Raw genomic sequence first — 13388 nt, 5'->3', positions numbered from 1 at the left:
AAAGTTTGGCTTACGCGCCCCAACCGTTGAATCGCACGCCCTGATCCGTGATACCGATCAGAAACGGGTGTGTCGGGATCGTCTCGTTGTCGTAGGTGCCGTAACCTATGAACGTGATCTTGCGGATTTTGTCCGTCGAGTTCTCGTTCACGAAGGTGTTGAGGATCGAGCAGAAGTCGAAGTGCATGCCGCATGGAAAGCCGGGGTTTCCGACAGCATTGAAGTAACAGCCGATCGTCCCCGGTTGGCCTACGCCACCGACGTTGTTGCCGCCAAAGTGACAGCGGTGGAAGTTGATGCTGTCGACGAACTGGAAGTAGCCGGCGAAAGCGTTGTTGGCACTGTTGGTATCGAACCGGCAGTTGTAGAAACTGCTAATCCACGTGTCGTTCGATACGGCATAGACACCGTTCATCAACAGGCCAATGTGCCCGTCGACGTTGCTGATACCGTTGACCTGGTGGAACTCGTTGAAGATGTTGTAATTGCCCGTCGGCGCACCACCGGCCAGCACCCACATGCCAACCAGGGTATAAAAGACGATCGTGATCTTGCTAAAGGTCGACCCTGTTACGCCACCATTCAGAAAGATGCCGGTGTTCACAAGCGAACCGTTCGCGGAGCTATTCGCACCGTGTCCGTACAGCTTGAACCCTTCAATGTGCAGTCCTTCGATAGGGCCACGGATCAACAGCATGGTGTCGATGTAAGGCGTGGCCGACCCGTTGTCCTTTGCCTGAATCAGCGTCGGATTGGAGTACTGGCCGAGGCCCGCGCCCTGGCCGATCAGCTTGACGCCATTCTTGGTCGACGGTGTGTTAAGGCCGTTGCCGTTGCCGATGATGATCGAGTTGCTGATCACGTATGTTTTTCCGCGCAGGCGCACGGTACCCCCGTTATCCGGAAGCGCGGCAATCGCGGCATTGATGGCCGCAGTGTCGTCCGCAACGCCGTCACCCTTCGCGCCGAACTGCTCGACATACCAGTCGGGGTTACCGACCAGCTTGCAGCGGCGGCCGAGCGCATCAACGAGGATCGACCCGCCGTTATCGGCGCTGGTCGTGTCCAAGGGGTCCACTTCGTATGGGCCGCCACCGCCGTCAAGCGGGTTGTAGTAACCGGTCACGAAAAAGGACTGAAAGCGCGGGTCCGTGTTCGATCGAAGTTTGGCTATCGACGTGAAGTTCTTGCGAAGGCTTGTGCCCCACTGCAGAGCCGCGTCGCCGACGCTACCGGCCGACGGCGTGAAGGTCGACAGCACCGTACCGGTTCGCAGACGCACGACCGTTACGTTTGGATCGACCGGATCGTTGAACGTGAGGGTGGTGCCGGTGAGCACGAAGTCGAACTGCTGCGCGCCATCCCACCACGCCCATACGTTATCGGCTGAGCCCGGATCGCGCGACAGCGTGAAGGCGCGAGTAGTGCCCGGCACGAAGTCACCGTTTGCCGAACGGAACACGTCGGTACGCATGTTGCCACCGCCGAGCGTGGACGGCTGCGGCAGGAGCGTGACACCGCCTTGCGAGTCGAAGCCGAGCACCGTGCCGGCGCGCGCCTGTGCGGTCGGCAGTACGGGATTCAGGCTTTCCGATTCGGAAACAACGATCGCGCGTGACGTGATCTCTTCAAGCTGCTGGATCTGGATGGTCGCGCGGTCGACCATATCTTCGATCACTTGCGGGTAAAAGCCGCCGGCATTCGTGATATCCGTTTCCTGGTCGTACGGCAGATCGCCGAGCATGACCAGTTGATAACCCGCGGCGAGCGGAAGGCCGATTACCGGGTAGGTGATCTGGCCGCCCGGGCTGCTGTCCTGATTCGGGTTCAGCAGGACCGAGTAATCGGAGTCGAGAACCAGCGGCGTCGAAATGCCGTTGCTGTCGAGCTTCAGCACCTTGATGTCGGTCTTGTCGAAGACCTTGAAGGTGAACGGAAACACCGTTGAGGCGCCGTTACCGACAAACGGTCCGGCTTTACGCGTTGCGTTGGAAATCGTCATACGCTGAACCCCTTCGCATAGTCGGTCGTGCCGCTGAACGTTTGCAAGTCTTCGATCAGGGCGGCGAGAACTGTGCCCGCGGTCATCGTTCCGACTACCGTGTACTTCAACCCGAGGTAGCGGCGGTATTTCCCATAGGGCAAGTCGACCCCAATCAGTCGCGCCTTGGCAGTCAGCGCCGCTAGGACAATTGCGCCCGTGTCGTAATGCACCACCGGGTTCGTCGCCAGGTCGGCCGTATCTGCAGAGATGAGCTGAATCTGAACCGACGTGCCGCCCGCGAACGCCTGCATGACCAGCGCGAACAGGGTGATGTCCTGCCCGTCACCGAGTCCCGCCTTGGTGTTCGGGCCGCCCGACGGCATCGTGTCGATCACGTTGGATGAGTTCGCGGTGACCGTAATGGCTTGGGTGTCGGAGAAGACGAGTTGCTGATCGAGGATCATGATTTTTCCTTTTAGCCGCGCATCTTTGCGCTGCGAGCCAGTTGAGCAACCTTAAGCACGGTCTGCGGATCGTTGCCGAGGCGTGTTTGGTCGAGCATTCGTGAGAGGCGGGGGTCACGCGCAATCATCTGCACCGCGTCAGCAAGCGCGCTTTTCGCGTCATTACCGAAATGCTGACTGAGCAGTTCAATGGCGGCGTTCTTGTTCGATGCGTCGCGCTCGGTCGTCATGGGCTCGGCCGTACAGCGAGCGGCTGCGTCGACAAGCTCGCGCGCGTCCTGGGGGCTCGCGCCGAGGTCGGCGAATATCTCGCGAAACTCCGTCGCGGCTGCGGTCTTGATAGCCGGATCGAGCGCGACATCCTTCATGCTTTCTTCGAGCTGGACGCTGGCGTACGTGCCCTGCGCGCCAAACATCCGGCGCAGCGGATCGTCGCGCAGTTCTGCGATTGCAGGCGGCAGTTCGCCGGCTGCGGACGACGTCTCAGTTGCGGGTTCGGCTTCTGCCGGTGTTTGCGTGGCTTCTGCGGGCTTCGCAGGCTCGACAGGTGTCGAAGACTCGGCCGGTGTGCTGGACTTGCCGTAGAGGCGATCGGCGATCGCGAACAGATCGGGACCGGAATCAGCCGGCGCGGCGCTCGCGGTTTCGATGTCACTCATCGTAGTTTTCCCGCGACTCGTCGTCGGCCGACGGCATCGGATCGTCGTCGTCGTCGGGTGTGGTTTCAGTCGGCGCGGGCATGTCGATGACGTTGCACCGTGCATGCCAGTTGTCCAGGCTGCACAGGAAGCTATCGGCTGCTTGCTGCGCGGCTTCGCGCACTGTGCCCGGCGTGTGCAACACCATCGGCCCGGCCGCCTGTTCCTTGAAGTCGATGAAAGCGCCCAATGGGATCGGGCCTTCACCCGGCGTCACGCTCTGCGATCCAACGGGGCCGCAAACTCCTGCGCGGCGCAGGGCTTGGGCAAAAGCAAGGGGAACCTGGCTGGCGTGTTCGAGTTGCTGTGTCACCGCGCCTAGCTGCATTACGCGGTTGTCGAACAGCCCTTGCGCAAGCCGCTCGTGGTCAAGCGCGCCGATCGTCGCGAGGCTGAGTTCTCGGCGGGCTTCGTTCGTCGCCGTGTGCCACTCGGTGAGCGCAGCCTGCAGCGTGGAGAGAATCTTGTCGATCTTCGCGCCGATCTGTACGCGGGCGATGACGGCCGTCTGTGCGCGGTCGCGTGCCGCGAGCATATCTGTGCGGTGTGAGTCGAGCACGTCGGCATCGTCGGCGGTCTTCGCATCCTCGATCGCTTCTTCGAGCTGGGCGATGATGCCGGATATCTGCTTGCAGCCGAGCACTGCGGCGTTGAGGCGCTCGTGTGCCGGCTCGCTCGTGGGATCCGCCGCGACGGCCTTGAGCGCATCGGTGCGCTCGCGCGTGGCGCGTTCTAGCTCACCTTGCAATTCGTTGATGCGTGCCTTCAGTACCGTGACGCGTTTCATGTGGGTGGCTCCGTAAGTCATGGAGCCAGTATCAGCGCCGCAATTGTGGCGCGTAACCCCCAGTCACATTTTGCGATAGGCAGTGCTTAACATTGCCCATTCACCACGAAACGTCACATCGCGTAGGGTCGCGCCTAACAGTGGGTGAGTGGCACGAATGCTTTCCGCCGCACGCTTCAGGCGATTGTGGCCCGCAGTGCGCGAGCATTGAAGGATGCGGCAAACGTGGTGCCATTCGCCGGGGCGTTCGTTCAGCAGCCACAGCACCATGTTTGCGTGGCTGTATGTCACCTTGATGCCGCCGAAGTCGAGATCGCGCATAGGTTTTCCCCCTTTTTCAGGTGTCAAGTTAGGTCGCGCGCTTCGAGCACCTCGAAGAGTGTCGCAGTCTCGGCGGCGTCGAAACACCAGTACCGGCACCGTTCGAAAAGCTTCAGGCGATTGATCGTCGTCGGCAGCGCGTCACCGAACACCAATGTGTTCATCACGCGGTCGCGCTTGCATGCCCGGTCGAGCCGTTCGGCAAAGGTCTTGCGTTTCGTTTCTGGTTTCATGTGTTCCTCGCGTGCGCGCACGTACGATCGCGCGTACTGCTCCGGCTTCCCCTCGCGTGCGCGCACGTGCGCGTCGCGAAGCGTCGGGAAACCACCTCTCACGTACGCGCGCACATGCGCGTCGCGAAGCGTGCCGAATGACGCACGCACGTGTAAAAAATTTCAGTTTCGATTCACCAAACCCGAATCCGCGTTCCTCAATTCCTCATGCCTATAGGCATTTGAGGAATTTGAGGAAGGATCGCGGCTTTTTCCTCAGTTCCTCAGATGTCATCTGAGGACAGTTGAGGACTTGAGGAACGTACTTTCCCGTCGAACACGTCGAAAATTTCGAGTTTGCTGCTACCGCTGACCCAACGCCGGATGTTGGAACGTGCGTTTTTTGCCTCGTTCGGATAAACCTCAAGCACCCGATCGATCACCTGCTCGACGTCGACCCACCCGTCGGGGGAGAAGTCAGCAAGCTCGATAACAGCATCGAGTGCGCGCGCGGCGTCTTTGCTCTGTGGCCTATTTACAACAATGGGTTTTTCATCCGACGGCACTGCCACGGCCGAGAAAACCGTGTCGCCGTCTTCGTCGATCCCGACTTCGACCGACGTGAGCGTGAAGCCGAACTCGGTGCCGTCGATGTCGTCTTTCGACTTGGTGAGCTTCAGACAGCGCCACTGTGTTTCCAGATGGCGGCTCACGGCCAGTTCGAAGTCAGCCGCGGCGCGCAGCGTGGACGAGCCGCGCACACCCTTGTCGTCATCCTTGCCGGCGTGAGCAATCACGATCACCATGCAGCCCGTCGCCCGGCCAAGCATCTGGCAGTTTTCGATAACCTGGCTCATGTCCTTGGCCGAGTTCTCTTCGACGCCAGGGATCGAGCGCGACAGGGTGTCGATGAAGATCACGCCTGGCTCACCGGCCGCGATTTCCGTGATGTCTTCAGCAGCCCGCACCCAGCCGTTCTTCGCGTGCATGTTGATCGCGCGCTCGCGGGTGTAGAAGGGCGTGAGCACGTCGACACCGTGGTGCAGGGCGTAGGCCTTGGCACGGCGCCGAACCCCGTGCGCGCCTTCGGCAGCGATGTAGTAGACATTCCGCTGCTTGACCTTCCGGCCGCGCCACGCGGCGCCACGTGCAAGGTGATAGCCGAGATCGATTGCGGCGAACGACTTGCCGCTGCCCGACTTGCCGAAGATGATCCCGAACTCGGCGTCAGGGATAACGCCCTTGATCAGGTCGGAACGGATCGGCGCTTCGGCGCGTTTGAGCGCGAGCTGGAACGAGTTGATGCGATTGCCGTCGTCGTCAGTCTCGACCGGCTCGGCGGGCGTCGGCTTTGTCCAGTGGGCCGAGTTCGCATCCTTGAAAATCGCCTTGTAACCAGATCGCTCGCCCGGACAGGCTTCCCACTTCGCGCGCAGATCGCACGCCGGATCAAAGTCGGGCATCGCGCGCGAGTACGCCTCGAACACCGTAAATCCGAATTCGCCCAGCGCCCTGGTGTTGTGCGCGCGCCGCACCCAGTCGTGATAACCGCGCTCGCGCGGCGCGAGAAACAGAGCCGCGTCCATGAGTTCGGCCTGCTTCACCGGATTGCGCAGCATCTCTTCGAGGTCGGGGTCCAGATCGCCGAAGTCCGCGATTTCCGGCGTCGGCGCGCTCGCGCGCTCGACAACATCCGCCGAACTGATCAGGGTGTCGGGCTCGACGAAGCCCGAACCGAACGAACTGCCGCTTTCGAACGGCGCGCCGGAATTGCGCACCGGCAAGAACATCATTTGCGACGGCTTGATCGACGCCGGGTCGTAGGCAACGCCAAACGCAGCGCCGAGGGCAGGCACGATGCGCCGGTATTCGGCCGCCGACACGGGCCGGTTGAACGGCACCACGATGCGCAGGCGCGGCGCTTCTTCCGTGTGGCTGCGAGTGGTGTGCCAGGCGTATGCGAAGGGCACGTCGAGGCAACCAAGGCACAGGGCGCTGTATAGCGTGGCCGCGTCTTCGTCGACGTCGAGCGTCGCCGCCGATCGAGACTCAAGATGCGCGTCGTCGCGCTTGCCGTCGCGGCATGTGCCCGGCAGCATGAAACGGTCGCGCTTCTTCAGCGCGTTGCGCTGGTCTTTGGGGAGCGCGAGGTACTCGACGTGATTGATCGGCGCGGCGGCCGGCTCGGTCAGGACATCAACCATCTGATCCCAGCCCATTGCCTGCTGCGTGACGGCGCCGAGATCCCGCTGCCCGAAGGCGACAGCGATTTGCGTAAGGCAGTCCTTGACAGGACTACCTTCAGTGCTACAATGGTTCATGATTCGCAGTCCTAAAATCCCTTGCTGGAACAAGGGGTTAGATTTTCAAGCCGCCTTGGTCTGGCGGCTTTTTTATTGCCGAGTCGTGGGCGCTATAGCCTGCAGCGCGTTTGCCTGCGCATAGATTACGCCGAGCGGTCGGAACTTACGGGTTTGAAGGTCGCGCCAGAGAAGTTGAAGCACGAGATCAAAATACGCGGGCCGATCATCGGCATCGGAAGATTCCAGCAGCTCAGTCATCGACGCCTTATTGACCATGAAGCCGGCTCGATAGGCGGGGGCGCAAAGCCAAACGCCGGGCGCGGTCTGCTTCACAAGGACAAAGCGACACACGCCCTGTAGCGGTTCCCCTTCCAGGGTTCTCCGAAGTCGGTAGCTGCGATCCGGATGTGCCACGAACCACTCGATATCATCGCGGCGCCATACGGCGTTGGACGCATCCGACCCAATGTGCGCCATCGCTGCCAAATCGTTCGCCAGAAGCGTCTCAATATTCATTTCCACAGATCTCCGAAAGGGCTGATGAACGGCTCAACCAGGCGAAGCCATTCCTGCAGTTGCGGCACGTCGGCCACCAGTGGCGCCAGCAGTGGGCGCGCCTGCGCGATAGTCATCTCGCGCGACTGGCGGGGCAGAATGCTATCGATGGTGTGCAACATCTCGCCCAGCCGCTTCTGCAGTTCGCCGATGTGGGTGATACCTGTCGCGTTATTCACGAGAACAATCCCGTTCACGACCTTGATAACGCGCGTGAGCGTCAAGCGAGGCGCGTCCAGAATATCTTCGATAGGCCCCTCGCTCAGGGACGCGTTGACCAGTTGGGTTTCGAAGTCGGACAGCCACGTGGTGGCGAGTTGAGCGCCGTTCACGCCGCCACCCGACGCTGTTCGAGCCACGCGTCGAGATCCGCTTTACGGTAGCGAATCAAGCGGCCGACCTTGTAATAGGGGATTGCGTGCTGCCGCTTGCAGCGCCACGTATTGAGCGTCTCGCTCTTAACGCCGAGATATTCGGCGGCCTGCTCCTGCGTCATGTGCGCCGGGGCGACGGTTGTAGATTCCATTTATCCCTCACTGTTGTAGATGCGTCAGTGAGGATGGTCTACCAAGTCATCGTCGGTATGCGTACCTCACCTGTCAGCAACTTTAATCACTGACAGTCGAGGTATGGTTACGCCTGGTTTGATCCTTTGCTGGTGCGGGGTGTAGGCACGTGTTGCGGATCTGCTGCGGCTGCGGCGATGGCATCGTGCGCGATCCGTACTACACCCGCCACTGCTTCGGTTTGCAGCCGCGCATAGACTTCGGTCGACCGCGAATCTTTGTGCCCGAGCGCGCGACCGATCGCCGGCAGCGACACACCGGACATGGCGAGCCATGAGCCGAGCGTGCGACGCAGGTCGTGCAGCCACAGATTGTCGATACCTGCGCGAGCGAGCAGGCGACTCCACGCGTCGCGTGGGCTCGTGATATGGCCGGCACGGCCGCCACCGGGGAACACCCATTGCTCGCTTTCCCGGCCATTGTTGCGGGCGACCAACGTCGTCAGCGCCGGCCCAGCAATCGGCAGAATGATCGGGTCGCCGTTCTTTGCCTTTTCACCGGGCACCCGCCACACGCCGGCCTTAAGGTCGAGATCCGTCCACCGCATCGCGGCGACAGCTGCACGGCGGTAGCCGACATACAACAGCACTGTGAAATAGTCGCGCCAGGGTTGCGTCTCGGCTTCGAGCGCTGCTAGAAAGCGCGGCAGCTCCTCCCCCTTAACGAAACGCGAGCGCTCGCCTTCCGGCGCCAGCGTGACGCCGATGGCGGGGTTTTCCGTGACGATCCGGTGGTTGAGCCCGTAGCCGTAGATCGCGCGGACGAGCGCGATCACCTTGTTGCCCGTGCGCTCTTTGCCCGCCGCGCAGATACGACGATGCAACTGGGCGAGCGTCGTGACGGTAATTTCGGATACGCGCTTACCGGACCAGTCGACGCCTTCGGTGGGCTTCTTGCGCTCGGCCGCATGCGCCTTGCGGGGTTCGTCAGGGAGTGGGCCGAGGTAAAGCTCCCACAACCCTCGAATGAGATCCGGCCGTTTCTTGCCCGCAGTCACTCGGTCGGCCAGGTAGGCTTCGTACAGTTCGCCGAACGTCATCTCACCGCGCACGGCGCGGCGTGCTGCCGCGGGGCTTTCTGCGGACGCGAGTTTTGCCACGAAGCCAGCTGCGAGACGCCGCGCTTCTTCGACAGTAATGTCGGGCCACCGGCCGATTGTGATCCGCTCAGGCGCGCCGTTGCGCACACGGCGAAATACGTTGAAGGTTTTGGCGCCGCCAGCAGATACCCGCAACTGTAACCCCGGTTGCTTCGTATCTCGGTATGTGGCGCGTTGCCCTGCAGCGGGCAGCGGGAGTGCACGAAGCTTGGCTTCGGTGAAGGTGAATACGTTGTCCATTGCTCGATGGGGTTACGCCGGGGTTACGCAGAGCATCCATTCTGTGTAACCCCGATCAGTTTTCGTCCATCGATCATATCGGCTAAGCGATTGAATTGAAAGGGCTATCCATTTCTATCAATCTAGGTCAAGTGAAAACACTAGGCCTTCTAAGCCGAGGGTGGGGGGTTCGAGTCCCTCCTGCCGTACTTCTCATGTTGGCGCGCGCGCTCGCGGCACCACGCGGCCAGAGTCGCGCATAGCTTGCGCCGCGCCACGTTCGCTTGTCACCCCGCCGGTTTCACTTCGATCGAGTCCACGCGGTTCGGATAGAACGCCAGATGTTGCGCGATCTCCTTCACCGCCGCATACGGCGACTCGTAAGTCCACACCGCGTTCACCGTCCGCTCGCCGCCAAGCGGAATGCTGTAGTACGCGCAATCGCCCTTGTACGGGCAGTAGGTCGCGTGATCGGTGCGCTCCAGCAGCGTCATTTCCACGTCATTGCGCGGAATGTAATACACCTCCGGATACGATGCTTCGCGCAGCACGAGGGCTTTCTTCGAATCGGCGATCACCTTGCCGGCTACCGTCACGACCACGCGCGCTTTGGCCGGCTCGACCGTGATCGGATGATCGGGACCGGGCACCTTGATGGTTTTTTCAGTCATGTTGTCGAACTCCTGAATGAGTGGTCAAGCCTGCAACGTGTTGCGGAGGCTATCGAGCCGCCATCGACGAGACGATCGCGTCCTGGGTCGAAGCATACGCCGCTCGTGAAAATGCGTCGGACTCCACGGCAGCCATAAAAAAGGGCAGCCGAAGCTGCCCTGTCAAAGTCTCACCCTCAGGCGGACTGTTGCTTACCGCTTAACGTCGTCCGTCTGAAATCGAACGCCTTTCGCCCTGCGCTCATTGCTTGATGTTCAGCGCAGCCGTGAGATCGCCCATCGGCTTGCTGCCATTGCTCACCAGCGCCGCGTCGCGCGCCGCGATGCCCGGCAGCGTCGGCAGCGAGAAGCGGTGCGCGATGAAGCGCAGGATCGACGTGGTGTCGTACTGCGTGTGATCGACGAAACCCTTCTTCGCGTACGGCGAGATGATCAGTGCCGGAATACGCGTGCCCGGACCCCAGCGGTCGGCCTTCGGCGGCGACACGTGATCCCAGAAGCCGCCGTTTTCGTCGTAGGTCACGACCACCACCATGTTGTTCCACTGCGGGCTCTTCTGCAGATGCGAGATCACGTCCGCGATGTGTTGATCGCCCGATGCGACATCGGTGTAGCCCGCGTGTTCGTTCAGGTTGCCCTGCGGCTTGTAGAACGACACTTGCGGCAGCGTGCCGTTGTCGATCGCCTTGATGAACTCCGAGCCGGCGAGACCACCGTCGAGCAAATGCTGCGAACGGTTCGCGGTGCCCGGTGCGAGGTCGGCGAAGTAGTTGAACGGCTGATGATGCGGCTGGAAGTTCGGCGCCGTCAGATTCGCGCCGTAAATCACATTCGACGTGCCGTTTTGCGCCGCCGACACCGCCGCGCCCCACGCGCCGCCGTACCAAGCCCACGACACCTTCGCGTTGTTCAGCAGATCGCCGATGTGCTGCTGCGACTGTGCCGGCAGCGTGGTCGCCTGGGTCGGATCGGCGAAGTTCGCGTCGCCGCCGGTCGCCGGCTTGTTGCCGCTCGGCTGATATGGCGGCTGCATCGTGTTGATCGCGAAGAAGTCAGGCGTGAGGTTGCCCGAGTTCACGTATTTGGGCGGACCGCTCAACGCCGAAGCGGGCGAGTTGGACGCGAGCTTCAGCGTGACGCCGTCGCTTTCCACCGACGAGATCGAGCTGGCCGCCACGCTCTTGTCCGCGTTCGGATAGGTCGGCGTGCACGCGCAGATCAGCCACTGGTGGTTCAGGAACGAACCGCCGAACGCGCCCATGAAAAAGTTGTCGGCGAGCGTGTACTGCTGGGCGATTTTCCACAGCGGCAGCTTGTCGGCGTTGAGCGTGTAGTGGCCCATCACGAGGCCGCCCGAATCCGCCCACGCGGCGAACTTGTCGTTCTTGCCGCCGTTGATCTGCATCTGGTTCTCGTAGAAGCGGTGATACAGGTCACGCGTCGTCGCCGTGATCGGCGTGTTGAAACCCTTCGGGTCGTCGATGGCGAACGGGCTGTTCGGCAGGTTTGCCGTCATGGCCTGCGTGACCACCGGCGTGACGCCGGTTTGCGTCAGGCCGTTCCACACCTGCGGCAGCGTCGCGAGCGTCGTGCCGTTGCGGTCCACCTGCGTGGCGCTCGCCGCCGTCACGTTCTGCAAACCGTTGGCGCCCGGAAAGTTGCCGTACAGGTTGTCGAAGCTGCGGTTTTCCGCGTAGATCACCACGACATTCTTGATCGAGGTGATGTCCGGTTCGTTGACTTTGTCACCGCCGCACGCATACAGGCTCAACGCTGCTGCGATCGCGATAGGCGTCGCGCAGATCAGTTTCTTGTTCATTTGATGTGGTTTCTCTCTCTCGCGTTGGGGACGGGTCACCTGCACTCCTTACACGGATGACCGCGGGCGAAAGTTTGGCAAGGCAATTTGACAGAAAGATGTAATTAATTACTAATTGCTTCTGATATGAAAATACCGTCGGCTGTATGTCATTTAAAAGACATGGGAATGAAATACGCTCGCGGACTTCACTATCGCAAACTCACATCTTTCTTATGCGGCCAGGTCTGACGGGGATTCGGAAAATAATGGCTCGGGTCGAGGCGCGGCGTGGCGCCGGTCTCGCGACGATGCGCGTGCGGCAAGCGACGGCGTTCGCGCTGACAGCCATGACCTTGATGCTTGCCGCGTGCGATGCGGGTGCGCCGGGGACGGCTGCCGTCGCGAGTGCCGCGGCGAGCACGGTCGCGGGCGGTTCGGCTTCGTCCGCGCCGGTGGCGGCGTCGGCCGTGCAGGTGGCCGCCCATGAAGCGGGGCAGTCCCGTGCGCAAGTCTACGAATCCGTGCGGCAGATGACGGCGCTCGGCAAGCAGTTATTTTTCGACGCGTCGCTCTCCGGCTCGGGCAAGCTCGCTTGCGCGTCGTGCCACAGTCCGGACCATGGGTTTTCGCCGGCCAATGCGTTGTCGGTGCAACTCGGCGGCAACGACATGCACCGCACCGGTATGCGCGCCGCGCCGACGCTGAAGTATCTGCAATCGGTGCCCGCATTCGCCGAGCACTACCACGAGTCGGACGACGAAGGCGACGAAAGCGTTGATGCCGGCCCGACCGGCGGCTTGACCTGGGATGGCCGCGTCGACCGCGGTGGCGACCAGGCGCGCATTCCGCTGCTGTCGTCGTTTGAAATGGGCAGCACGCCGGCCAAAGTCACTGCGGCGCTCAAGGCTGCGCCCTACGCCGACGCTTTCCGCGCGGCCTTCGGCGCACATATTTTCGATAGCGACGACGCCACCTTCAAAGCCGTGTTGCAAGCGCTCGAAACCTTCGAGCAGACGCCGGAAACTTTCTATCCGTACACCAGCAAGTACGACGCCTATCTGGCGGGTAAGGCTCAGTTGACGCAAGCCGAACTGCGCGGCCTGCAACTGTTCAACGACGAGAAAAAAGGCAATTGCGCGAGCTGCCACATCAGCCAGCGCACCATGGACGGTGCGCCGCCGCAGTTCAGCGATTTCGGTCTGATCGCGATCGGCGTGCCGCGCAATCGCGCGCTGTCGGTGAATCGCGATCCGCATTTCTATGACCTCGGCGCCTGCGGCCCGGAGCGCACCGATCTGAAGGGTCGCGCCGAGTTTTGCGGCATCTTCCGCACGCCGACGCTGCGCAATGTGGCGCTGAAGAAGAGCTTCTTCCACAACGGCATCTATCATTCGCTCGATCAGGTGGTGCGCTTCTATGCCGAGCGCGACACGAACCCGGAGAAGTTCTATCCGGTCGCGAAAGGCAAAGTGCGGAAGTTCGACGATCTGCCCCAGCAGTACTGGGCCAATCTGAATACTGATCCACCATTCGATCGCAAGCCAGGTGACAAGCCGGCGCTCGACGAGGCTGACATCAAGGACGTCGTCGCGTTTTTGAATACGCTGACAGACGGGTACAAGGCGGGAAGCGGGGCGGCCGACTCAGTGGCCGCGAAGTGAGGAAGGTGACGCGATGGCTGCTGGCGTAGCCGGCCGCTCAGACCAGG

The 13388-nt window shown here is 61.6% G+C and carries 14 protein-coding genes; 1 reads left to right on the top strand and 13 read right to left on the bottom strand.

Going from position 1 to position 13388, the window contains the following annotated elements; all coding sequences use genetic code 11:
* Positions 1-10: 10 nt before the first annotated feature.
* From P0D80_RS36750 to P0D80_RS36690, 13 genes are all read right to left on the bottom strand, one after another.
* Complete coding sequence (locus P0D80_RS36750; RefSeq protein WP_408291161.1) at positions 11-2002, bottom strand: putative phage tail protein; 1992 nt, start codon at positions 2000-2002, stop codon at positions 11-13.
* Positions 1999-2448 (bottom strand): Bbp16 family capsid cement protein, encoded by a 450-nt coding sequence (locus P0D80_RS36745; RefSeq protein ID WP_408291159.1) that lies wholly within the window; start codon positions 2446-2448, stop codon positions 1999-2001. Before P0D80_RS36745 ends, P0D80_RS36750 begins: the two co-directional genes overlap by 4 nt.
* 11 nt (positions 2449-2459) lie before the next feature.
* Positions 2460-3107 (bottom strand): hypothetical protein, encoded by a 648-nt coding sequence (locus P0D80_RS36740; RefSeq protein WP_408291157.1) that lies wholly within the window; start codon positions 3105-3107, stop codon positions 2460-2462.
* Positions 3100-3933 carry a hypothetical protein gene (locus tag P0D80_RS36735; RefSeq protein WP_408291155.1) on the bottom strand — a complete coding sequence of 278 codons (834 nt, stop codon included), beginning with the start codon at positions 3931-3933 and terminating at the stop codon, positions 3100-3102. The genes P0D80_RS36740 and P0D80_RS36735 overlap by 8 nt, the downstream gene beginning before the upstream one ends.
* A 63-nt stretch (positions 3934-3996) precedes the next feature.
* Complete coding sequence (locus P0D80_RS36730; protein ID WP_408291153.1) at positions 3997-4254, bottom strand: hypothetical protein; 258 nt, start codon at positions 4252-4254, stop codon at positions 3997-3999.
* 23 nt (positions 4255-4277) lie between these two features.
* Positions 4278-4553 carry a hypothetical protein gene (locus tag P0D80_RS36725; RefSeq protein WP_408291151.1) on the bottom strand — a complete coding sequence of 92 codons (276 nt, stop codon included), beginning with the start codon at positions 4551-4553 and terminating at the stop codon, positions 4278-4280.
* 197 nt (positions 4554-4750) lie between these two features.
* Entirely contained in the window at positions 4751-6787 is a 2037-nt protein-coding gene (locus P0D80_RS36720; RefSeq protein WP_408291149.1) for an AAA family ATPase, read from the bottom strand.
* Positions 6788-6859: 72 nt separating this feature from the next.
* Positions 6860-7285 carry a hypothetical protein gene (locus P0D80_RS36715; RefSeq protein ID WP_408291147.1) on the bottom strand — a complete coding sequence of 142 codons (426 nt, stop codon included), beginning with the start codon at positions 7283-7285 and terminating at the stop codon, positions 6860-6862.
* Positions 7282-7656: a hypothetical protein gene (locus P0D80_RS36710; RefSeq protein ID WP_408291145.1), complete on the bottom strand. Its 375-nt coding sequence runs from the start codon at positions 7654-7656 to the stop codon at positions 7282-7284. The genes P0D80_RS36715 and P0D80_RS36710 overlap by 4 nt, the downstream gene beginning before the upstream one ends.
* Positions 7653-7850: a helix-turn-helix domain-containing protein gene (locus P0D80_RS36705; protein ID WP_408291143.1), complete on the bottom strand. Its 198-nt coding sequence runs from the start codon at positions 7848-7850 to the stop codon at positions 7653-7655. The genes P0D80_RS36710 and P0D80_RS36705 overlap by 4 nt, the downstream gene beginning before the upstream one ends.
* A gap of 107 nt (positions 7851-7957) precedes the next feature.
* Positions 7958-9229: a tyrosine-type recombinase/integrase gene (locus P0D80_RS36700; protein ID WP_408291141.1), complete on the bottom strand. Its 1272-nt coding sequence runs from the start codon at positions 9227-9229 to the stop codon at positions 7958-7960.
* Between the two features lie 266 nt (positions 9230-9495).
* The gene (locus P0D80_RS36695) at positions 9496-9879 is read right to left on the bottom strand and encodes a DUF427 domain-containing protein (protein ID WP_408291139.1); all 384 of its coding nucleotides are present in this window, start codon (positions 9877-9879) and stop codon (positions 9496-9498) included.
* Between the two features lie 241 nt (positions 9880-10120).
* Positions 10121-11698 (bottom strand): acid phosphatase, encoded by a 1578-nt coding sequence (locus P0D80_RS36690; RefSeq protein ID WP_408291137.1) that lies wholly within the window; start codon positions 11696-11698, stop codon positions 10121-10123.
* Between the two features lie 248 nt (positions 11699-11946).
* Here P0D80_RS36690 and P0D80_RS36685 point away from each other — a divergent pair, with 248 nt between their 5' ends.
* Positions 11947-13341 (top strand): cytochrome-c peroxidase, encoded by a 1395-nt coding sequence (locus P0D80_RS36685; RefSeq protein WP_408180646.1) that lies wholly within the window; start codon positions 11947-11949, stop codon positions 13339-13341.
* Positions 13342-13388 lie beyond the last annotated feature (47 nt).

The organism is Paraburkholderia sp. RL17-373-BIF-A (assembly GCF_046030175.1).
Taxonomy (GTDB): Bacteria; Pseudomonadota; Gammaproteobacteria; order Burkholderiales; family Burkholderiaceae; genus Paraburkholderia.
This window is presented reverse-complemented; position numbering and strand designations above follow the sequence as displayed.

Coding starts and splice junctions, on each gene's coding strand:
- P0D80_RS36740 (WP_408291157.1), bottom strand. CDS start 3,107: ATGAGTGACATCGAAACCGCGAGCGCCGCGCCGGCTGATTCCGGTCCC.
- P0D80_RS36745 (WP_408291159.1), bottom strand. CDS start 2,448: ATGATCCTCGATCAGCAACTCGTCTTCTCCGACACCCAAGCCATTACG.
- P0D80_RS36685 (WP_408180646.1), top strand. CDS start 11,947: ATGGCTCGGGTCGAGGCGCGGCGTGGCGCCGGTCTCGCGACGATGCGC.
- P0D80_RS36695 (WP_408291139.1), bottom strand. CDS start 9,879: ATGACTGAAAAAACCATCAAGGTGCCCGGTCCCGATCATCCGATCACG.
- P0D80_RS36750 (WP_408291161.1), bottom strand. CDS start 2,002: ATGACGATTTCCAACGCAACGCGTAAAGCCGGACCGTTTGTCGGTAAC.
- P0D80_RS36735 (WP_408291155.1), bottom strand. CDS start 3,933: ATGAAACGCGTCACGGTACTGAAGGCACGCATCAACGAATTGCAAGGT.
- P0D80_RS36720 (WP_408291149.1), bottom strand. CDS start 6,787: ATGAACCATTGTAGCACTGAAGGTAGTCCTGTCAAGGACTGCCTTACG.
- P0D80_RS36700 (WP_408291141.1), bottom strand. CDS start 9,229: ATGGACAACGTATTCACCTTCACCGAAGCCAAGCTTCGTGCACTCCCG.
- P0D80_RS36705 (WP_408291143.1), bottom strand. CDS start 7,850: ATGGAATCTACAACCGTCGCCCCGGCGCACATGACGCAGGAGCAGGCC.
- P0D80_RS36690 (WP_408291137.1), bottom strand. CDS start 11,698: ATGAACAAGAAACTGATCTGCGCGACGCCTATCGCGATCGCAGCAGCG.
- P0D80_RS36715 (WP_408291147.1), bottom strand. CDS start 7,285: ATGAATATTGAGACGCTTCTGGCGAACGATTTGGCAGCGATGGCGCAC.
- P0D80_RS36730 (WP_408291153.1), bottom strand. CDS start 4,254: ATGCGCGATCTCGACTTCGGCGGCATCAAGGTGACATACAGCCACGCA.